Annotated in this window: 19 protein-coding genes and 1 tRNA gene; 8 read left to right on the plus strand and 12 right to left on the minus strand. The window is 47.0% G+C overall.

Annotated features, from left to right (window positions below):
- Positions 1-20: 20 nt before the first annotated feature.
- Together DK430_RS12290 and DK430_RS12295 are read right to left on the minus strand one after the other, a co-directional pair.
- A complete protein-coding gene (locus DK430_RS12290; RefSeq protein WP_109079349.1) occupies positions 21-533 on the minus strand; it encodes a ClbS/DfsB family four-helix bundle protein in 513 nt (170 codons plus the stop codon).
- A gap of 107 nt (positions 534-640) precedes the next feature.
- Positions 641-1,435 (minus strand): MmcQ/YjbR family DNA-binding protein, encoded by a 795-nt coding sequence (locus tag DK430_RS12295; protein ID WP_109079350.1) that lies wholly within the window; start codon positions 1,433-1,435, stop codon positions 641-643.
- A 206-nt stretch (positions 1,436-1,641) separates the two neighbouring features.
- On the opposite strand from DK430_RS12295, the gene DK430_RS12300 reads away from it, so the two are divergent.
- The 3 genes from DK430_RS12300 to DK430_RS12310 all read left to right on the plus strand — a co-directional run bounded on the left by DK430_RS12300 (position 1,642) and on the right by DK430_RS12310 (position 3,745).
- Positions 1,642-3,099, plus strand: a complete 1,458-nt coding sequence (locus DK430_RS12300) for a DASS family sodium-coupled anion symporter (protein WP_109079351.1) — start codon at positions 1,642-1,644, stop codon at positions 3,097-3,099.
- Positions 3,100-3,287: 188 nt separating this feature from the next.
- Positions 3,288-3,542, plus strand: coding sequence for a type II toxin-antitoxin system Phd/YefM family antitoxin (locus DK430_RS12305; RefSeq protein ID WP_109079352.1), 255 nt, complete (start codon positions 3,288-3,290; stop codon positions 3,540-3,542).
- Positions 3,539-3,745 carry a type II toxin-antitoxin system RelE family toxin gene (locus DK430_RS12310; RefSeq protein ID WP_109079353.1) on the plus strand — a complete coding sequence of 69 codons (207 nt, stop codon included), beginning with the start codon at positions 3,539-3,541 and terminating at the stop codon, positions 3,743-3,745. The genes DK430_RS12305 and DK430_RS12310 overlap by 4 nt, the downstream gene beginning before the upstream one ends.
- A gap of 316 nt (positions 3,746-4,061) precedes the next feature.
- Here DK430_RS12310 and DK430_RS12315 read toward each other — a convergent pair whose 3' ends face one another.
- Both DK430_RS12315 and truA read right to left on the minus strand, forming a co-directional pair.
- The gene (locus DK430_RS12315) at positions 4,062-4,784 is read right to left on the minus strand and encodes a tetratricopeptide repeat protein (protein WP_239496822.1); all 723 of its coding nucleotides are present in this window, start codon (positions 4,782-4,784) and stop codon (positions 4,062-4,064) included.
- Between the two features lie 62 nt (positions 4,785-4,846).
- Positions 4,847-5,632 (minus strand): tRNA pseudouridine(38-40) synthase TruA, encoded by a 786-nt coding sequence (gene truA / locus DK430_RS12320; protein ID WP_109079354.1) that lies wholly within the window; start codon positions 5,630-5,632, stop codon positions 4,847-4,849.
- A 194-nt stretch (positions 5,633-5,826) separates the two neighbouring features.
- Here truA and DK430_RS12325 point away from each other — a divergent pair, with 194 nt between their 5' ends.
- From DK430_RS12325 to DK430_RS12340, 4 genes are all read left to right on the plus strand, one after another.
- Positions 5,827-6,591, plus strand: coding sequence for an ABC transporter ATP-binding protein (locus DK430_RS12325; RefSeq protein WP_109079355.1), 765 nt, complete (start codon positions 5,827-5,829; stop codon positions 6,589-6,591).
- The gene (locus DK430_RS12330) at positions 6,591-7,490 is read left to right on the plus strand and encodes an ABC transporter substrate-binding protein (RefSeq protein ID WP_109079356.1); all 900 of its coding nucleotides are present in this window, start codon (positions 6,591-6,593) and stop codon (positions 7,488-7,490) included. The genes DK430_RS12325 and DK430_RS12330 overlap by 1 nt, the downstream gene beginning before the upstream one ends.
- Positions 7,484-9,454, plus strand: a complete 1,971-nt coding sequence (fhuB, locus tag DK430_RS12335; protein WP_109079357.1) for a Fe(3+)-hydroxamate ABC transporter permease FhuB — start codon at positions 7,484-7,486, stop codon at positions 9,452-9,454. Before DK430_RS12330 ends, fhuB begins: the two co-directional genes overlap by 7 nt.
- A 103-nt stretch (positions 9,455-9,557) precedes the next feature.
- On the plus strand, positions 9,558-11,753 hold the full coding sequence (locus DK430_RS12340; RefSeq protein WP_109079358.1) for a TonB-dependent receptor: 2,196 nt from the start codon (positions 9,558-9,560) through the stop codon (positions 11,751-11,753).
- A gap of 206 nt (positions 11,754-11,959) precedes the next feature.
- Here DK430_RS12340 and rpsI read toward each other — a convergent pair whose 3' ends face one another.
- The 8 genes from rpsI to DK430_RS12380 all read right to left on the minus strand — a co-directional run bounded on the left by rpsI (position 11,960) and on the right by DK430_RS12380 (position 20,964).
- Positions 11,960-12,352: a 30S ribosomal protein S9 gene (gene rpsI, locus DK430_RS12345; protein ID WP_006718334.1), complete on the minus strand. Its 393-nt coding sequence runs from the start codon at positions 12,350-12,352 to the stop codon at positions 11,960-11,962.
- Positions 12,353-12,368: 16 nt separating this feature from the next.
- Positions 12,369-12,797, minus strand: a complete 429-nt coding sequence (gene rplM, locus DK430_RS12350) for a 50S ribosomal protein L13 (RefSeq protein WP_109079359.1) — start codon at positions 12,795-12,797, stop codon at positions 12,369-12,371.
- Between the two features lie 224 nt (positions 12,798-13,021).
- Positions 13,022-13,282 (minus strand): hypothetical protein, encoded by a 261-nt coding sequence (locus DK430_RS12355; RefSeq protein WP_109079360.1) that lies wholly within the window; start codon positions 13,280-13,282, stop codon positions 13,022-13,024.
- A gap of 30 nt (positions 13,283-13,312) precedes the next feature.
- Positions 13,313-15,307 carry an exodeoxyribonuclease V subunit alpha gene (gene recD, locus DK430_RS12360; protein WP_109079361.1) on the minus strand — a complete coding sequence of 665 codons (1,995 nt, stop codon included), beginning with the start codon at positions 15,305-15,307 and terminating at the stop codon, positions 13,313-13,315.
- Positions 15,307-18,987: an exodeoxyribonuclease V subunit beta gene (gene recB, locus DK430_RS12365; RefSeq protein WP_109079364.1), complete on the minus strand. Its 3,681-nt coding sequence runs from the start codon at positions 18,985-18,987 to the stop codon at positions 15,307-15,309. Before recB ends, recD begins: the two co-directional genes overlap by 1 nt.
- A gap of 68 nt (positions 18,988-19,055) precedes the next feature.
- Entirely contained in the window at positions 19,056-19,412 is a 357-nt protein-coding gene (locus DK430_RS12370; protein WP_109079362.1) for a DsrE/DsrF/TusD sulfur relay family protein, read from the minus strand.
- A gap of 5 nt (positions 19,413-19,417) precedes the next feature.
- On the minus strand, positions 19,418-20,728 hold the full coding sequence (locus DK430_RS12375; RefSeq protein WP_109079363.1) for an NCS2 family permease: 1,311 nt from the start codon (positions 20,726-20,728) through the stop codon (positions 19,418-19,420).
- Between the two features lie 159 nt (positions 20,729-20,887).
- A tRNA-Val gene (locus tag DK430_RS12380) sits at positions 20,888-20,964 on the minus strand.
- Between the two features lie 188 nt (positions 20,965-21,152).
- Here DK430_RS12380 and DK430_RS12385 point away from each other — a divergent pair.
- Positions 21,153-21,334: helix-turn-helix domain-containing protein (locus DK430_RS12385; RefSeq protein ID WP_162616850.1), on the plus strand; the 182-nt coding region annotated here is incomplete at its 3' end.

Consider the following 21,334-nt stretch of genomic DNA (forward strand, 5'->3'; position numbering starts at 1 on the left):
CTGTTTGTTTTTAGCGTGTTTCATAACCCCGCCACCTTCTTCCATTTCCGGATCTTACTGCGAAAATTGGTAAATGGCGCCACCGTATTTATATGAATCCATTTCCATAACGCCCATTTGGCAGATGTAGTTGCCCAACGACGTTGTTCAGGTTGAAATAATTCGGTTTCACTTAAGGTGTCGATCCAAGTGTATAATTTCGCCACGGACTGTTTCAATAAACGCTGTTGTTCCGCTAAAGAATATTTACTGTAAACATGATAAAAATGTTGATACAGCTCGCCGAGATGATTCCATTTATATCCCTCCGCCGGCGTATGTACGGTTTTTCCTACCTGTTCATCACGTTCCCAACCGAGCAACGAATTCACCCAACCCAATTGATAAGACAAATGTTCGGAAGGTGTTTTATCCTCAGCGATCAAACGCTGATCTTTCATTGATTCGTCAATATCTTCAAATTCAAGCAAATATTTTTGTAACGATGTTTGAATAGCTTCAATCAATTCACTTTTGTCTTGATAACTTCGCATAATGTCTCCTTGAAAAACGCCGTAAAAAACGACCACACTTTATCTATACGTAGGGTGGTGGGTTAGCAAACCCACCCTACAAGTGCGGTTTGTTTTCAAAACGTTTTTTAGCGCTCGTCCCCTTCCTTGCTCAACTCCCCGCTCAACGCCTCAATTTCCTGCTTCAACGCATACGGCATATGTCGTGGTCCGCGGACGGCGGTGACGCCGAATTGTGCTATTTTTGCGCGGGGGATCAGGGTTTTGTCGTATTCTTTCAGACAACGAATTTTCATGACTCGTTTCACCTGTAAATCGTCCGTGCGTTTTTTGCGGTACGGAATATTCACTTCCAGCACCAGGCATTTGTAGCGAATGGCGCCGGTGGGTTCGGTGACGTACATATACACGATGTCGTCCACGGCGATATTATTGCTCTGTTTCCAATAAATTTCGCCGCCTTCGCGCAAGTCTTTTTCCACGTCGTAATATTTCGGATTGGCGGGTACGATCCATTCCGTATAACGGGCGATACCCAGTTTCTTTTTTGTCGGTCGGGTGGCGGTGAGATCGAAGCTGGCATTGAGCAAAAACAACATCGTTTCTTTATCCACAGAACCATCCAGCAAAATAGTCAGCCAGTGATTTTTATTCATGTGATACGTCGGCAGAAAACCCTTCTGCGGCAAAAACAAGCTGAGCATTTCAGGGGAACATTTCACGTTCATCACAGGGATTTTCCCCGCGCCGGTCAGCCCTAATGACGCTTTTTCCACATTCATGAGAATGGCATACCATTTGCGATTATCCTGATGGCGCAACACGGCATAATCGGGGTAGGTTTTCCAAAGGTGTTCGGGCTGCGTGCCGTATTGTTTCAAGACATAATCAAATACCTGTTTAGCTAAATCTTGTTTTGCCATGTTGTTTCCCTTTTCGTTGTGAGCAAAGTATTTTACGCCCGTTTTATAAGAAAGGTATGAATAACCCTAATTTTATTAAGCCTTATCTTAACATTCTTTCAATACAGGCATATTATGGCTCAAAGGAATAGAAATTGAATAACGGATTATTCGCCATCGAGATGCCTATCTCGACAATGATTGTTCACACACCTTAGGAGTTATAAATGGAAGGTAAAACAATAACGCCGGTGGAAGTCAAACTCGGCTTCAAATGGCAGGGATTATTGCTTGCCGTGCTGGTCGGTTTGGCGATTTGGTTGATTCCGACGCCGGAAGGGCTATCCGCCAAAGCTTGGGGCATGCTTGCCCTGTTCGTTGCAACCATTGTGGCGATTATCGCCAAAGCTATGCCCATGGGCGCGGCAACCTTGGTCGCCTTGGTCGTTAGCGGCTTAACCGGTTTAACGCCGTTATCGCCGGGCAAAGGCGAGGTGGGCATGTTATCGGGCTTCGCCAACGGCACAATCTGGTTAATTGCCATTGCCATGTTTTTATCCCGCGCGGTGATCAAAACCGGCTTGGGCAAACACATTGCGCTCTATTTCGTTGCGCGCTTCGGTAAAAAAATGATGGGCGTGGCTTACGGTATGGCATTAGCTGATGTGGTTATCGGCCCGGGTATTCCGTCCGCTTCTGCCCGTGGCGGCGGTATTATGTATCCGATCATGCAGTCCATTGCCGATGCCTATGATTCTAAACCCGGTCCGACCGCCAGACGTGCAGGCGCGTTTCTCGCCATCGCCGTGTCGCAAATCGACACTATCGTGTGCACCATGTTCCTCACCGCCATGGCGGGCAACCCGTTAATCGCAGAGCTCGCCAAAGGGCAAGGCGTTGAAATCACTTGGATGACATGGTTTCTGGGCGCCATCGTACCGGGCGTGATCAGCCTCATCGTATTGCCATATTTCGTTTATTTAATCTACCCGCCGGAACTCAAAGACACACCGAAAATGGCGGAAATGGCGCGTGAAGAATTGCGTAACATGGGTCCGATGAGCAAAGCGGAATGGATTTTAGCGTTAGATTTCATTTTATTGCTGTTCTTATGGACGGTGGGCGATTTGGTCTTCCATATTCCGGCGACGGTTTCCGCCTTTATCGGTTTGGTAATTTTATTACTTACCAACATCATGAGCTGGAAAAACATCGTTGCCGAAACTACCGCTTGGGACACCATGTTCTGGTTTGCGGTGTTGGTGATGATGGCGAATGCCTTAAATAAATACGGCGCCATCGCCTGGATCTCCAGCCACATTTCCTCTTCCGTCGGCGCGTTCAGTTGGCCGGTCGCCTTTACGATTTTAGTCTTGGTGTATTTCTATACCCGCTACTTCTTTGCCTCCGCCATGGCGCACATCTCCGCCATGTATCTGGCATTCGTCGCAGCAGCCATCGCGGTCGGCACCCCACCGATCATCGCCGCCCTCGGCTTAGGCTACACCTCCACCCTCTCCATGAGCTTAACCCAATACGCCGGCGGCCCCGGCCCTGCACTTTACGGCTCGGGTTATAACTCAACCGGTCAATGGTGGGGAGTCAGTTTCGTCACTTCCATCGTTTCACTCATCATCTGGTTCGGTGTAGGTGGGTTATGGATGAAGTTGTTGGGTTGGTGGTAATTGATAAGATCAATATTGGTACAAATGATGCACGTCCCCTGATGTGCATCTTTTTATCTACGTTCACAGAACTTCAATACGCAAATTTATCTCGAAAAACGACCGCACTTTTCCCTTTCTGATATTGAGCAACCCCATAAAAATCGCTATTATTCGCCTCAATAAACTGTCTTTTAAGGGAGAGGATTATGACAAGTCTTGTATTAACCGATATTGTCGCCAGCATTACCGAACTAAAAACCAACCCGATGGCAGTGCTTCGTGAGGCCGACGGAAAACCGCTGGCGATTTTAAACCGTAACGAACCCGCTTTCTATTCTGTCCCGCCTGCGATTTATGAATATCTGATGGAACTCGCCGACGATGCCGAATTGGCAAAAATCGTGGAAGAACGCCAGCATGAAGAAAGCTATCCTGTGGATTTAGAGGATTTGCTACGATGACTTATGCCATTGAATTTATCCCGTCATCCGAAAAAGAATTCCGCAAATTACACTGCATGAAAGATTGCTACAAAATAAAATTGCGCAATGTGGGGTATCGGTTGGTTTATCAAGTCATTGATGAACGCATTGTCGTTAAAGTGATCGCTGTCGGAAAACGCGAGCGGAATTTCGTTTATAACAAAGCAAAAAGCAGACTTTAAGTCTGCTTTTTCTTATAGCTAGCTAAAGTTTGGCTATAAGAAAAAATCTGCCGCACGGCTGCGGCAGATTATGGGTTAAAGTAAGCAGGATTATTGTTGGGTGGCGCCGAAAGCGACTTCATATCTTCCTACAACATAGATTTTGCCGTTTTCCTTAATTTCCTCCATTCCCGGGGAAGAATTAAAGTGCGGTCATAATTTCAATCTATTTTAACACTTATTTTTCCGTGTGAATGAGTCGTTGGTATGCCGCACAGCCTTTGACATCACCATTATTACAAGCCTTGCCAAACCAGTTTTGGGCTAAGGTACGATTTTATGCGACACCATGTCCATCCTCATAAAGCATACTAAGGTTAAATTGGGCTTTGACATAGCCTTGTTCCGCCGCCTTTTGAAACCATTTAAACGCCTCGGCATAATCCTGTTTCACACCCTCGCCGTGATAATAGGCATCCGCAAGATTAAATTGCGCTACAGCGACGCCTTGTTCTGCAGCTTTGCGATACCATTTTACGGCTTCTTCATTATTTTGTTTTATGCCCTGACCAAAACTATAAGCATTGCCAAGATTATATTGCGCATTGGCATAGCCCTGCTCTGCCGCTTTTTTAAACCAGTCGAACGCCTCAACATGATCTTGTTTTACCCCTTTACCTTTCAAATAAGCATTACCAAGGTTAAATTGCGCATTCGGCACACCCTGTTCTGCAGATTTGCGATACCATTTTACGGCCTCTTCATCATTTTGTGCGGTGCCTCGACCGAAACTATAAGCACTGCCAAGGTTAAATTGGGCTTTAGCATAACCCTGTTCCGCCGCTTTTTTATACCATTTAAACGCTTCGGCTGAATCCTGCTTTATGTCTTTTCCGTTGTAATATTTATTACCAAGATGAAACTGTGCTTCCGCATTGCCCTGTTCGGCACGTTGAATCAACTCGTCAATCGGTAAGGTTTTGGTGTCTTGCGCCAAAGCGATTTGCGGAAGGCCGGCGGCGAAAAGTGTTGCGATAAAAAATGTTGGTAGAAATCTCATGGTTGTTCCTTATTTTAGTGGTGAATCAAAAAGTGCGGTCGTTTTTCAAGATGTTTTTGGGCTTAATCCGCCAAAAACAACGGCCCCATGGGCATTTTCGGCAACTCAAACTTGTCTGAATAAATCACATTCACTAAATACAATCCTTCCGGTTTGGCGGTGGGCGCGGCGAGAGTACGGTCTTTTTGCGCTAATAACCACGCCAACCATTCCACCGGTTGATTGCCGCACCCCACTTCAATCAGGCTACCGACGATATTGCGTACCATGTGATGCACAAAAGCATTGGCTTGGATATCCACGATAACGTATTGCCCCTGACGGGTGACGTTCAGATGATGTACGTTGCGCCATGGCGTGTTGGATTGGCATTGGGCGGCGCGGAAGGAGCTGAAATCATTTTCGCCGAGTAACACCTGTCCCGCCCGGTGCATTAATTGGTGATCGAGCGCCAAATGGCAATGGGTGACGCCCTGCGGCAAAATCGCCGAGCGCAGTTTGTTGCAATATAAAATGTAACGGTAACGCCGTGCCGTAGCACTGAAACGGGCGTGGAAATCATCGTCCACGATTTTTGCCCATCGCACGGCGATGTCGTCGGGCAGATTAGCATTCACACCGAAACTCCAAGCTTTTTCCGGGCGTGCGGCATTGGTTTCAAAATGAATAACCTGTCCAGTGGCGTGCACGCCGGAATCCGTGCGACCGGCACAGAAAATACCGATGTCCTCATTGGCAACGGTGGAAATCGCCCGTTCCAGTTCCGCCTGTACGCTGGCGACTTTTTCCTGTCGCTGCCAGCCAAAATAATGTTTTCCGTCGTACTCCACACCCAATGCAATTTTCATATTTCGCCTTCATGTTCTCTAAAAATGGCGTGCATTATAACAAGGCTTGACAGAACGTAAAAACATTCTGAAAAAGCACCGCACTTTTCTTCATCGCGGTTCACCACTTAAACAATTCAGCTTTAAATTGAAATAAGAATGGTTTTCATATAAGATTGCGCGAATTTTGTGCTATTTATTTTTGGGGTAACCCCGTGTTTCAACTCGATCAAATTTCTTTTTCAATTCCTCAACGCACCCTGCTTTTCCCGCTTTCGCTCACCTTTGAAACAGGCAAAGTATACGGCTTAATCGGGCACAACGGTTCTGGCAAATCCACCTTAATTAAACTCATGGCACGTCAAACTAAAGCCAACGGCGGGTCGATTTTATTGGATAACAAAGACATTTCGCATTGGAGCAGCCGTGATTTCGCTAAACGCGTCGCCTACTTGCCGCAACATTTGCCAACCGCCACCAATCTTACTGCCCGAGAGCTGATCGGCATGGGGCGCTATGCCTGGAACGGTTTATTCGGACGTGAAACGGAAGCGGACAAACAGGCGATTGAGCAGGCGCTGAAACTCACTCACACGGAAAAATTCGCTGATCAGCTGGTGGATACCCTGTCCGGCGGCGAACGTTCACGCATTTGGCTGGCGATGTTGTTGGCGCAGCAAAGCCGTTTTTTGTTATTGGACGAACCCCTTGCGGCGCTGGATATTGCCCATCAGGTGGAAGTGATGCAACTGGTGCATAAATTAAGCCGTGAGCTCAAACTCGGCGTGGTCATTGTGATTCATGACATCAACCTCGCCGCGCGTTTTTGCGATCATCTGGTGGCGCTGCACAGCGGCAAACTGCTGGCGCAAGGCGATGCGCAACAAATCGTCAATACGCCTTCTTTGGAAGCCATTTACGGGATTCGCTTAAATGTTATCGAACACCCGGAAACCCATCGACCTGTGAGTTTTTATTAATGAAAAGTCCAATCAAAAATTCACTGAAAAAACTGACCGCACTTTTCGGCTCGCTTTGTGCTTTTTATGCCGTCGCCGGCGAACCGCAAACCGGTTATGCCACCGTGGATTGGTCGGTGGCGGAAACCTTAATCGCCTTAGATGAAAAACCGCTTGCCGTGGGCGATATGCAAAGTTATCAAACCTGGGTGATGGAACCCAAATTGCCGGAAAGCACCGTGGATTTAGGCATTCGTCTGCAACCGAATTTCGAACTGATTTCTACCCTGTCACATAGCCTGCAAGCTCAACCTCTCGTTTTTATTAACAGCAATTTCTATGCGTCACTGAATGAAAAGTTACGTCCTTACGGTGAAGTGTATAACGTCGATTTTTACAAAGAAGGCAAAGCTTGGGATAACGTGGTCAGCGCCACTCAACGCATCGGCGAAATTATTCGGAAACCGCAGGCGGTGGAACATCTACTGAAACAATATCAACAGAACATTCAACAATTGCGTCCGCAATTAAGCGCCTTTACCGATCGCCCTGTGGCGTTGGTGCAATTTATCGACACCCGCCATTTGCGCATTTACGGTGAAAATAGCCTGTTCGGTGCGGTGGCGCAACAGCTCGGCTTCAGCAATGCTTATCAGCCCGAGGTTAATTATTGGGGCTTTCAAAATATTGAAATTACCGAACTGGCGAAATTGCCGAAAAACACCCGTTTTGTGGTGATTAAGCCTTACCCGTCCAACATAGCCGCGGCACTGACTCACAATACCTTATGGCAACATTTGCCGTTGGCGAAAGAGCCGTTGATTTTGCCTGCGGTGTGGACTTTCGGCGCCATTCCGTCCGCTCAACGTTTCGCCCATGTATTCGCCGAGGGCTTATTGCACGGAGGTGAAACATGGTAAATCGCAGTAATCTTTTAATATTCGCGTTAAGCCTGATATTTATTCTGTTAAGCGGCGCATTATTACATTTGCAACTGCCTGCCGAAGCCCATTTAACGGATTTATTCCGCGCCAACGACGATCTTGCTATTTTATTGGTGCAAAGCTACACCCTGCCGCGCCTTTGCATGGCGTTACTGGCGGGCGGAAGTTTGGCGTTCGCCAGCCTGTTGTTGCAACAGGTGATGAGTAATCCATTGGCTTCTGACAGCACCCTTGGGATCAGCAGCGGCGCACAATTCGGTTTATTTCTCACGGCAATTTTCGCCCCGCAACTTTTAGAATACGGCGCGGGATTTATCGCCCTGCTCGGCGCGGGACTTAGCCTGTTGTTAGTGATGGGCTTGGCGGCGCGTAAGACCTTGTCGCCGTTATTATTAATTCTCGCCGGTTTGGTGGTGAACCTGTATTTCGGCTCTTTCACCGACATGATGATGTTGTTTTACCCCGAAGAATCGCGCGGCTTGGCGCAATGGGGCGCGGGTTCGTTGGTGCAGGAAAGCTGGCGCGACAGCCAAGGATTGTTGGCTCAAAGTGCGGTCGGTTTTTTGATTATTTTTTTATTGATTCGCCCGCTCACTATTTTGACTTTAAACGACAGCAACGCCCAAAGTCTGGGCGTCCCCGTCGGCAAATTGCGTTTTATCGGCGTGGTGATCAGTGCCTATTTAATCGCCTCCGTAGTCAGCGCGGTAGGCATGCTTGGGTTTGTGGGTTTGGCGGCGGCAACCATCGTCCGTCAACTGGGCGTGCGCACCTTAAAATGGCAACTGATCAGCGCCTTCATGTTGGGCGCGTTGTTACTCGCCATCACCGATGTGATTTTGCAATTGGTGAACTTTTATTATCATGTCAGCTTCCCGACGGGCGCCGTCACCGCCTTATTAGGCACGCCGTTATTGCTTTGGTTGATGTTCCGCGCCTTGCCGCATACGGGGCGCTTAACGGAATCCGGCGGGCAAAAACACCGTGAATTTCGACCGCACTTTATTTGGCTGCTACTCGCTCTGTTCGCGTTAAGCGCCGTCGTTTCCCTGCTCATCGGCAAAGGCGCGCATGGACAATGGGCGGTCGCAGATGTCAATAATCTCTTCGGACAGGACATCCTTGAGCTGCGCTATCCGCGTGTTTTAGTCGCCGTGTGTGCCGGCATTTTGCTTTCCGTCGCCGGCGTCTTGCTGCAACGTCTCACCCTGAACCCCATGGCAAGCCCCGAATTATTGGGTGTATCTTCCGGCGCCGGTATGGGGATTTTGCTGTTAATTTTCCTGCTTCCCGCCCATCAACCATTTTGGTTCTGGCTGGCAGGTATCGGCGGCGCCATTCTGACCTTATTTATTTTATCGGCAATTAATCAGCGCAACGGTATGTTGCCGGAAAAAGTCCTGCTGACGGGGATTAGCCTGTCCGCGCTATTCGTTACCATGAAAAGCATCGCCATTGCGGGCGGCGATCCGCGCGCCAACCAATTAATCGCCTGGACTTCCGGCTCCACGCAAAATGTCGATCCGAGCCTTGCCGAGCCTTTTATTCTGCTGAGTTTGGTTTTATTGGCGTGCAGCCTGATTTTCAGTCGCTGGCTGGAATTATTAACCTTACGGGCACCGATGGCGCAAGCCTTGGGGCTCAATATTAAACATACCCGTTGGATTTTAATTATTTTCAGCGCTGTGCTAACCGCCATCGCCACATTAATGATCGGTCCGTTAAGCTTTATCGGCTTATTGGTGCCGCACCTAACCTCGTTTTTAGGGGTACACAAAGCCAAAGCACAATTACTGATTTCTGCCCTCTTAGGCTGCACGATCATGCTATTCGCCGACTGGCTCGGGCGCCAACTGTTGTTCCCGTATGAAATCCCGGCGGGTTTGGTGGCAACATTATTAGGCGGGACGTATTTCCTGTTTATGATGCGGAAGGTATAACACTCGACGATTTTCTATGTGAGTGCTGTTTTCGACAGGACTCACCGAAAACCTTAAAGGTCGCTTAACGACTTAATTTCACATTTATTTAGGAGAATTCCTTATGAAGAAACGATTTATTTACAGCACCATCGCAAGTGCGGTGCTATTTTCAGTGAATTCCGCCCATGCGGAAGAAACGCAACAACTGGATGCGATTGAAGTCAGCGCCGATGCTTCACAGCAAGGTTTAACTCACGAGTTCGCAGGCGGACAAGTGGCGGCAGGCAGTCGCGCGGGGATTTTGGGTAATAAAGCAAATTTAGAGAATCCGTTCTCCACCACCGCCTACACCAATAAATTCATTCAAGACAAACAAGCGCGCAGTGTTGCCGATGTGTTGCGTAACGATCCGTCTGTACGCGTGGCAAGAGGTTACGGCAATTTCCAAGAATCCTATTTTATGCGTGGTTTCGTCACTAATTCCGACGATATTTTATACAACGGATTATACGGCTTATTGCCGCGCCAATATGTGGCGTCAGAAATGTTTGAACGTGTGGAAGTGCAACGCGGCGCCTCCGCTTTCTTAAACGGCATGGCGCCAGGCGGCGGCTCTATCGGCGGAACCATCGCGTTAGTGCCGAAACGGGCGCAAGCGGAAGATTTAAACCGTTTTAACATCGGCTACAGCACCAGAGAACGGACCAATTTAGGCTCAGATATTTCCCGTCGTTTCGGCGATAACAAAGAATTCGGCGTACGTTTTAACGCGGCGCACACTGAAGGCGAAGGTGCTATCGATAATGATAAAGCGCGCAATACCGTGTTCCATTTAGGACTGGACTGGAAAGGCGAAAAGGCGCGGGTTTCGGCGGATCTGGGCTATCAAAAGAATTATCTGAGCAATCCGCGCCCGAGCGTTACCTTGGCTTCTACCTTAACCGATGTGCCGAGTGCACCGAAAGGCACAACCAACTGGGCGCAACCGTGGACGTATTCCGAGGAACGTGATGTTTTCGGCACCGTGCGCGCCGAATATGATTTTCTACCGAATTTAACCGGTTATGCCGCTTACGGCTTCCGTGACGGAAAAGAAGCCAATGTGTTGGCGAATTTAACGGTCAATAACACAAATGGCGACGGTACGGAATATCGTTTCGATAATACCCGCCGCAATATTATTCATACTGGCGAAGTCGGTTTAAAAAGCCATTTTGAAACGGGTCCGGTAGGACATGAAGTGGTTGTTTCGGCAAATCGTTATCAGGAAAAACGGAAAAATGCGTATTTTATGGATGCCAGATGGGACGCGGCTTCACAATCAACAATCTATAATACCTTTGCAACCAATCTATATAATCCAATCACAACTCAACCTCTGACACCATTTTCCGACGCTTATCGCGGAAATGATCTGAACTCTCCGGCATTACAACATCGCACCGTATTAAACAGCATCGCTATTGGTGATACTTTATCTTTCTTAGATAAAACCTTACAAGTCATGCTTGGTGCCCGTTGGCAACAGATTGTTTCAAAAGATTTTGCCTATAATACGGGAGCGCAAAGCGCATATTACAAAGAAGCCCACATTAGCCCAAGTTTAGGTATCGTATATCGATTCACACCTGAAGTTTCTGCCTATGCAAACTATATCGAAAGCTTATCTCAAGGTGAAACCGCGCCAAGTCGAGCAGTAAATCAAGGGCAAACCCAAAGCCCTTACGTTTCCAAACAAAAAGAAATTGGTTTGAAATATGAATCGCAAGGCGGTTTCGGGGCAAGTTTGGCGCTATTCTCCACGGAAAAACCACGCGGTTACTTAGACGAAAACAATTTCTTTACCACCAAAGGCAAAGATCGTCACGACGGTGCGGAATTAAACCTGTACGGTCAAGTCACAGAAAATACCCGTTTATTGGGCGGTGTGACTTTCTTACATGCCAAACAACGTGATACCGGTGCCTCCGCTACCGATGGCAAATACACTATCGGTGTACCGAAATTCCAAGGCAACCTTGGTGTTGAATACGATTTATCGGCATTGGAAGGCTTAACTCTTGAATCTCGAGTGACCTACACCGGTTCAAGCTACGCTAACGCGCAAAATACGCAAAAAGTGAAAGGCTGGACACGCTTGGATGTGGGTGCACGTTATATTGTGATGATGGGTGAAACGCCGGTGACCTTACGCGCCCGTATTGATAACTTAACCAACAAAAAATACTGGGAATCTGTGGGCGGATACCCGGGTTCCGGTTATTTAGTTGCCGGTGCGCCACGTACATTCTCAATTAATGCGTCTATTGATTTTTAATTGAGCAACAACGGTCGCATGCAATGCGACCTACGCACAAGCACTATTTTATACCTGATAAAAATCTCAAATGTAGGGTCGCATTGTATGCGACCTTTTTTAATTCGGTCTGTAAAAACACCGCCAAAACCGACCGCACTTTTTACCAAATTTTCCATATAAAAAAAGCAGAGATTGCTCTCTGCTTTTCGTAAAACGTATAAAAATTAACGTTTTGAGTATTGTGGACGACGACGTGCTTTGTGCAAACCCACTTTTTTACGTTCAACGCGACGTGCGTCACGAGTCACGAAGCCTGCTGCACGAAGCGCAGGACGTAGGGTTTCATCGTATTCCATCAATGCACGGGTAATACCATGACGGATTGCACCCGCTTGACCGGAAATACCGCCACCTTTAACGGTGATGTATAGGTCTAATTTATCAGTTAATTCAACCAATTCTAACGGTTGACGAACCACCATGCGGGCAGTTTCGCGACCGAAGTACACGTCTAATTCACGTTGGTTGATAACAATCTTACCATTGCCCGGTTTGATAAATACACGAGCTGAAGAGCTTTTGCGGCGACCTGTGCCGTAGTTTTGATTCTCTGCCATATCCTAAACCTCGTGATTAAATGTCTAATACTTGTGGTTGTTGTGCAGCGTGTTGGTGTTCGCTACCCGCATACACTTTTAATTTGCGGAACATTGCACGGCCTAATGGACCTTTCGGCAACATACCTTTAACCGCAATTTCAATCACTGCTTCAGGACGGCGCGCGATCATTTCTTTGAAAGTCGCTTGTTTGATACCGCCTACATAGCCTGTGTGCCAGTAGTAAATTTTATCGCTTTCTTTGTTACCGGTGACAGCAACTTTGTCCGCGTTAATCACGATGATGTAATCACCGGTATCAACGTGCGGAGTATATTCAGCTTTATGTTTACCACGAAGACGACGCGCTAATTCAGTCGCCAAACGACCTAAAGTTTTACCTGTCGCATCTACTACATACCAGTCGCGTTGAACCGTTTCTGGTTTTGCTACAAAAGTTTTCATTAATTAATTACCAATATAATAATATTAATACCCAGTGCTTAAAAAAGCACAACCAGTTATCTTAATCCTCACCCCTTCGAGTGCGATCTCAACAAAATAATGCGCGGTGGGAATCCGCAGCATTCACAGGGTCGCGAGATTATACATAAAAATATGTCGGAAGGCTAATTTAATGTACAAAAACTTTATGAATAAAAATAATTCAAAAGGCACTTAGATATAAATTATTCGCCCTTCTCAAACTCATACCCGCCATACACCAAAATAAATCCGGCAAAGACGCCTGTCACGGTGTTGATCCAGGGTTTATGTTGCGTCACGGCGAGCACCGCGCCGATGAAAAATAGCGGAACGGCAAATAACAAGCCTTTCTTCAAACGAAATTTGGCTTTCACCGGTTTATGGCAATGGGAACATTCGGTAATTTTGCTCACCGATTTGGTCAACGTAAAAACGTTTTTCTGACAGTAAGGGCAATTTAACATGGCTTTTCCTTCTTCATATATCTTCAATATTTAACTATCACTCATCTGCAATGCCAATAACTCCCCTAATCCGCTTTGCCGTTGCACCGGATTTTTCACCGCACTTTCCCACACGCTTTGCAACGCAAACACCGTGAGAAAATCTTTGGTGCGGGTAATGCCGGTGTAAACCAGTTCTTTGGAAAGTACGGGGCTGTTTTCCAAGGGTAAAATCAGGAAAGTATGCGGGAATTCCGAGCCTTGGGATTTGTGCACGGTCATTGCAAACGCCGTTTCATGATTCGGCACGCGGCTTGCCAGAACGGTTTTGTAACTGTTCTGCCCTAATTCGAACCACACCCGACCGTTGCCGAGATAAATGCCGATGTCGCCGTTATACAAGCTGACATTGCTATCGTTTTGCGTCACCATAATCGGCTTGCCGACATACCATTCCCGTTCCTGATGAAATTGCAGCAAGCGTTTTTGGCGCAATTTTTCCGCGATGGCAAGGTTTAACTGCTCCACGCCGAATTCGCCCACGCGCAATGCCGTCAAAAAACGGCTTCCGTTAAACGCCGCAAAAATCGACCGCACTTTTTCTTCGTTAACGACGCCATCGGACGGAATTTGTTGTAAGTAGCGGGCATATTCTTCGGTAGCACGCTCCACGATCAATTTCACGCAGGCTTTGCGTTGTTGAATGTCTTCTTTATTGTTTAAATAATATGCAAAATCCGTTAAATACACACCACAGTTTTTCTGTTGATTTTGCTGATATTGTTGTAATAATCGCCAGCTTTCCGCCGCGTTGCCCGAATTCACTGTGGTCGCCAACGCCCCTACTTCCGGATTAGCGCCGAAACGACGGCTGACCTGTAAATAACAAATGCTGTCGCTGATAGGATTTACGTTTTCCGCCGACAGCAAGGCAATCCCTGTCGTCGCCTGTAAATATTGCGCCATTGCCACGCTATATGTCGGTTGTGCCGGGTTCACGAAACGCCCCAATTCGCCCAAAATTGCGCCGGCTTCCACAGAAGCGAGCTGATCTTTGTCCCCCAACAAAATTAACTTGGTTTCCGGTTTTAGCGCGTTGAGCAATTTCGCCATTAAGGTTAAATCGATCATGGAGGCTTCATCCACCACCAACACATCCAGTGGCAACGGGTTATCCGCGTGATAGCGGGTTTCTTCGCTGAAAAAACGCACGCCGAGCAGACGATGGATCGTTTCCGCACTCATGGGAATGTGCAAATTGTCGATAATTTCCCGCCGGTGTTGATCTAATGAAAACGCCTGTTTTAAACGATCCACCGCGTCCACAATGGATTCCGTTAAACGTGCCGCCGCTTTTCCCGTAGGCGCGACCAGTTTAATGCGCAAGCTGTTTTGATGAAGTTCTTGTAAGGTCAATAACAGCTTGGTGACGGTGGTAGTTTTGCCCGTCCCCGGCCCGCCTGTGATTAAACAAAAACGTTGGCGCAATGCCATTGCCACAGCAATTTTTTGCCAGTCGATGCCTTGTTCTTCATGAAAATAGCGATTGAGGATCGGTGCGATTTGTGTTGTTTGTTCGGCTGAAAAAACAGTCTGAAAACGCACCGCACTTTTGAAGTAATCAGCGATACGAAATTCATCTTGCCAAATGCGATAAAAATACAGGCGGTTAAACTGCAACACCAAGGGCGCAATTTGTTGCAACGGCGCGGCGGTGAAAGCGATGTGTTGCGCTTCCTGCAATGTCGCCTGCCATTGAACGACGGGCAAATAATCAATTTTCTGCTGAATTTCAGCTAAATAAACGCGCTCGTTGAAATAATCCTGTAAACCGAACAAATCCTGCTCCGTCGCTTGGTTCAGCAAAATACAGGTGTTGCCTTGGCGGTAACTGAAATTGCATAACGCCGCCAGAAGCACTGCCAAATTTTGCACGGCAGGCGCATAACGGTACGGTTGCTGTTTACGATGAATCAGTTCGGCAAAATAGTAATCGGCGGCGTTGATAATGCCTTTTTCTTTAAGTTGGGATAATAAAGTTAACATCAGAACAAATCCTCCAACGCCTGAATCAACGCGTAATCCGGTTTATCGAAAAACACGCCCTGTTGATTTTCGCCGTTCATGCCGCGTAAAAAACAATAAAACACGCCGCCGAAATGGGTTTCGTAATCGTAGTTGGCGTCACGTTGTTGCAAATAACGGTGTAGCGCCAACGTGTAAAATAAATATTGCCAATCATAATGGTTCGCCAATATGGCTTGCTCAAGGCTTGTGCCAACATAATTCTGCGGTTCCACGCCGAGGAAATTGGATTTGTAATCCAGCAGATAATATTTGCCATTATGGCTAAACACCAAATCCATAAAACCGCGTAACATTCCTTTAACCGATTCAAATTGCAGGGCTTCCGACGGCAAATGGTGATGTTGTTGCAATGCCCGATTAAACGCAGCCACATCGAATACCCGATTTAATTTCAAATAAAACTGCATTTCTTTCACGCAATCCCGAGGGGATAAATTCACCAGTTTTAATGTCGGATCATCGGCGCTTAATGGCGTATGCAAAATGGCGCGTATCCATTGTTGCAAGGACGGCAGCCAAGTTTCCTCTAACTGTAACCATTGGCAGAGTTTTTGGATTTTTTCCTCGTTCAGCGGCTGGCTAAAATCGTATTTCTCCAAGAAACGGTGTAATGCTGTGCCGATTTTAATGCCGTGCGGGAAATCAAAAGGCGAATAGCCGAAAGGATAGGCGGATTCATGGCTTGTAGTTTCCGACACTATTTCTGCTGTTTGCTCGTTAAAATCGTAATCTTTTCCCGCATCAAAAACACTTGGAAAATCGACCGCACTTTCCGCTGCCTGTTGCGCTTTGTAATATTTTTTAGTTTGATGAACCGCCTCAATGGCACTGAAGCTGGTGACCGTCCAGTTTTGTTCAATGTTGCCGGTGAATGTTGCCGCCAATAACGGCGTTGGGTTTTCCGTATGAGCTTGCAACGCTAAGGGTTTTAACGCCGTCGCGTCGGAAATCTGCACGCTACCTTGCGGTGCACGTTCGGCAAGTTTTGCCAATAAGGGGGCGCTGTCGTAGGCATTCGGCTTGTCGTTCGCGCCGATTTCCCCTTGCGTCAGCACATATAACAAACTGCTCCACTTCTTCTCAAAGGTTTTCGGCACGCCGATGACCAGCTGATATTTTGCGCGGGTCAGCGCCACATAAAGCAAGCGTAACTGCTCGGCAAAATCTTCCTGTTGCACCAAATCGCCATGGGTTTTATCAAAATCCCACAGCACCGCTTCCTGCGTCTCATCGTAATAAGTGGCAATGCGATCCGCCCGAAATGTGGTGGAATAGCCGATAAACGGCAACCAAACCAGGTCGTATTCCAAGCCTTTGGATTTATGAATGGTGACGATTTTGACCAACTGTAATTCGCTTTCCAACCGCACCAGTTGTTCTTTTTGCCGATCTTCGCCCTGAATTTGCTTTTCAAACCAACGTAACAATGCCGCTTCGCTTTCATTGAGCGTCGCCGCTTCCTGCAATAATTCCGCCAAATGCAGCAAATCCGTCACCAGACGCTTGCCGTCCACGGTGGGATAGAGTTTTTCGGTGATTTTTTCCTGCAGGAACAATTGGTGCAACATCACCAACACGCCCTGTTTTTGCCAGGTTCTTTGGTAATGAATAAACTTCTCCACCCAATGTTCCCAGCGGTTTTCGTCCATGCGAATTTGCTGAATGTCGGTAGCCGTCTGGGCAAAAATAGCGGTGGCGACGGCATTCAAAATGTGGCGTTCGGAAAACGGATTGAGGCAGGCGGTTAAAATCAATAACAAATCTTTTGCCGCGTGGCTATCGAACACGTTGCTGTCTTCCGACAAATACACGGAAGCAATGCCTAGGCGACGCAATTCGTTTTTCACCAACTCGGCTTCTTTACGGCTGCGCACCAACACGGCGACACTTTCCGGTTTCAGCGTTTTTTCCATTTTTTCCGTTTTTTCCACGGGCTGCCCGTCATCACGAAAAACGGCGGCATTTTCTACCGCACTTTGCAGCCAATGTTGAATGGAAACGGCGCAGGCTCTCGCCATATTTTCTTTCACGGAAGCCTCGTCCACATAAAAACGCACGGCGGGCTCCACCTCGCCATTCAAGCAAAATTGCGCATGATCCGTTCGGGCAGCAACCAGGATAAATTGAATATCTTTGTATAAAAACGGCGGCGGTTCGGCAAAATCAAACAAGCGATTGACGCATTCCACCACGTTTTTATGGGAGCGATAATTTTTCGCTAAATTGAAACGGTGCTGCGCCTGGCGGGCGGCTTGGAAATAGGTAAAAATGTCGGCGCCACGAAATTTATAAATCGCCTGTTTCGGGTCGCCAATCATAATAAAGCCTTTATCAGGCGGATTATCAGATGGCGGCTGTTCCACATAGATTTTGGCAAAAATCTGATATTGCACCGCGTCCGTGTCTTGAAACTCGTCAATCATGGCGAAGGGAAATTGATAACGAATCAGTCGGGCAAATTCCGCATTATTCGGGTGATACAACGCCTCTTTCAACAAACGCAACAAATCGTTAAAACTTTTTTCGCTGTGGTTGAGTTTGTATTCCACCAGTTGCGCATTTAGCACCTGTAAGTAATGAAACCATAAGGCTTGAGACAGCAACGTTTGCTGCGCGGACAGTGCCAATAATTCGTCAATTTCGGCAAAAAGCGGATGGGTCAGAGCGTCTTGGGCTTCCTCGCCTTTTTGTTCATTCATCGCAGCTTGCCCGAAGCGGTAAAAACAGTCCGGGAAATCCGCCGCCTCGTTTTCCGCCCAATGCTTCATGGCGGCAAGCCATTTCGGGCGATTTGCAGAGGTGAAACTGCGACGGTTTAATTTTTGTTCTTTGGCATTTTTATATTTGGTGTTGACTTCCGTTTCAATTAGCGTCGCAATGTCCTCTTCATTTGCTAACCAATCCCGTTTTACTTCCGCGATTTGTGTTTTTAGTGCTTGTGAATAATCGGCAAGTTTCGGAAGAAATTCAGCCAGCGATCCGTCAAAAAAGTGCGGTCGATTTTTCGGGAGTTTTAATTCCGTGCCGGCAAATTTTTTAACGGTTGAAATGATATGGCTCGGTGAAACCAGATTTTTCTGAATAAATTCGGCGACGGCATAAGGTTGCGAATAGAAATGCTCCCGCCAGATTTTCTGCGACAAATGCAACAACAATTCGTCTTCTTCGCCACTTAATTCTAAATTGAAATGAATGCCCGAATTGAAAGCATATTGCATAAGCATTCGGCGACAAAATCCGTGAATGGTATAAATCGCCGCCAAATCCATGTTTTGTTCCGCCAATGTCAGGCGTTGAATGGCAAGGGGTAAATCCGTGAGGGTGGCGGCTAATTCGCGTAAAAAGTCATCTTGTTCAAATACCGCCGTGTCCTGCGTGTGTTGGTAGGCGGTCAATTTCTGTTTGGCATCGTAAATCCGCTCGCGAATTTTGCGTTTCAGCTCTTCCGTCGCCATTTCGGTAAAAGTCACCACCAAAATTTGCTCCACGTTTAACGCGTACGGAAACGCATTCTCCCCCGCCTGTAATAGCAAACGCAAATAAAGGGACCCCATGGTGTAGGTCTTGCCCGTCCCGGCAGAGGCTTCAATAAGGCTAATGGCATTTAACGGAATGGAAGTCGGATTGAGTTGTTGCATGGTTAAGGTTAAATGAATAAAAACGTTGAATAAAATAAGGGCGGAACTCACTCCGCCCGATGTCATTATTAGAAATTAATGACTTTATCTGCCCATAAAGTCCAATTGGATACGTCATCCAATGTGCCGCGTGTCACACCGTCAATAAGTTTGGCGTCTAACAAACCGCGCGCTTTGACACAACTGGTACAAAGTTTAATTTCTGCACCTTGTGCCACCAGAATTTCGATGACTTGTTGCACGTTAGAACCTTCGTTCGGATTTTGACCGGCGAGCCCGCTTAAAATCGAATCGGAGAAACAGAACACTTTGATTTCCACTTCTTTGCCATGTTCTTCCTGTAAATTAACGGCGAAACGTAATCCGTTGAAGCTTTTTTCACTGCCGTATGGCGATTCGTTTAAGATAAAAAGAATTTTTTGCATAATGATTAACCTATCCATATAAATTTAATCAAGAACAATACAGAAACCACCCAAACCGGGGCGTTAACTTCACGCCAACGTCCTGTTCCCACTTTCATCGCGCAATAGCTGATGAAACCGAAGGCGATCCCCTCCGTGATGGAGTATGTAAATGGCATCATGGCGGCGGTAATAAAGGCGGGGGTGGCTTCCGTTAGGTCGTCCCACTGCACTTTAATTAAGCTGGATGCCATTAAAATACCCACATAAACTAACGCACCTGCCGTCGCATACGCCGGCACCATGCCCGCTAATGGCGAGAAGAAGATGGTTAGCAAAAACAACAATCCGACCACAACCGCCGTCATGCCCGTACGTCCGCCCACAGAAACACCCGCGCCGCTTTCGATGTAGGTACTGATGGCAGAGGTGCCGATATAAGAACCGACCACTGCGCTGGCACTGTCCACATACAAAGCTTGTTTCATTTTCGGGAAACGCCCTTTTTCATCACTGAAGCCCGCTTTGTCGGTTACGCCTAATAAGGTGCCGGAAGAGTCGAATAAATTTACCAATAAGAAAGAGAAAATAATGCCGATCAGTGCAGTATCTAACGCGCCTGCGATGTCAACCTGCCCTACCACTTGAGTTAATGGCGGCGGCATGGAAACCAGGCTGTGGAACGCCACGTTTGGATCAAAATACAAGGCAAGTGCGGTCACTGCAGCGATTGAAATTAACACGCCGGAATAAATATTGCGTGCCGCCAATACCACGATAATAAAGAAGCCGAGAATGCCAAGTAGTACTTGCGGGCTGTGTAAATCGCCCAAGGCAACTAAGGTTTGCGGGTTCGCAACCACCAACCCCATATTTTTAAAGCCGATTAAGGCGATAAAGAAACCGATACCCGCGCCGATACCCACACGCAAACTGAGCGGAATAGACGCCATCAACCAATAACGGATTTGGAAAATGGTTAATAACAATAAGCCGACGGAGCCCCAGAAAATCGTGCCCATGCCCACCTGCCAAGAATAGCCGAGCTTGCCCACCACCACATAAGCAAAGAACGCATTCAAGCCCATTGCCGGCGCCAACGCGATGGGTAAATTACTGAACAAGCCCATGGCGATCGTGCCAAAACCGGCGATTAAACAGGTGGTCACGAATACGACTTGCTTATCCATCCCCGCATCACCCAACACGGACGGGTTCACGAAGACAATATAGACCATGGTGAAAAAGGTGGTGATCCCGGCAATAATTTCGGTTTTTGTCGAGGTTCCTTTTTCGTTTAATTTAAAGAATTTTTGTAGAAAAGATTGATTTTCCATTGCGATTTCCAATCAGAGACAAAATAAAAACGATGAAAAACAGAATCATAAGAAAGGTGTTTTTCCGGCTGATTTTAGCAAAAGATCAGAGAGAGTTCGACCGGTTTGGAGAAATAAAAAATGAAATTAAATAGGAGTGAATCGTAAGAAAAGATAAGATGGTGCGACCGGCTGGACTCGAACCAGTGACCCCCACCATGTCAAGGTGGTGCTCTAACCAACTGAGCTACGGTCGCAATGAAAAGTGCGCTAATGATAGCTAGCTTTTCGGGTTAAAACAAGTTTTTTATTTGATTACGTTGATGACTGCAAAAAAATTAACCAGTTCATTATGAAGATAAAAAACGCAGAAAAAACAAACCGCACTTTGATCTACACCCCAAAAGTTGGACACCCAAACCAACTCATTAAGGTGCAGATTTGTATGGGCAAACATTATTCAATCGAATTCAAACATCACATCATTAAACTGATTTTAGAATCACATTGGGGCATTCGTGAGGTCGCCCAACGATTTCACATCGCCTCCCATTCTTCCGTCGTGGCTTGGTTGCAACGCTTTGAAAAATACGGTATCAATGGGCTTTCCCGTCAATATTATCAACC

Origin of the sequence: Aggregatibacter kilianii (assembly GCF_003129965.1) — a bacterium.
GTDB lineage: Bacteria > Pseudomonadota > Gammaproteobacteria > Enterobacterales > Pasteurellaceae > Aggregatibacter > Aggregatibacter kilianii_A.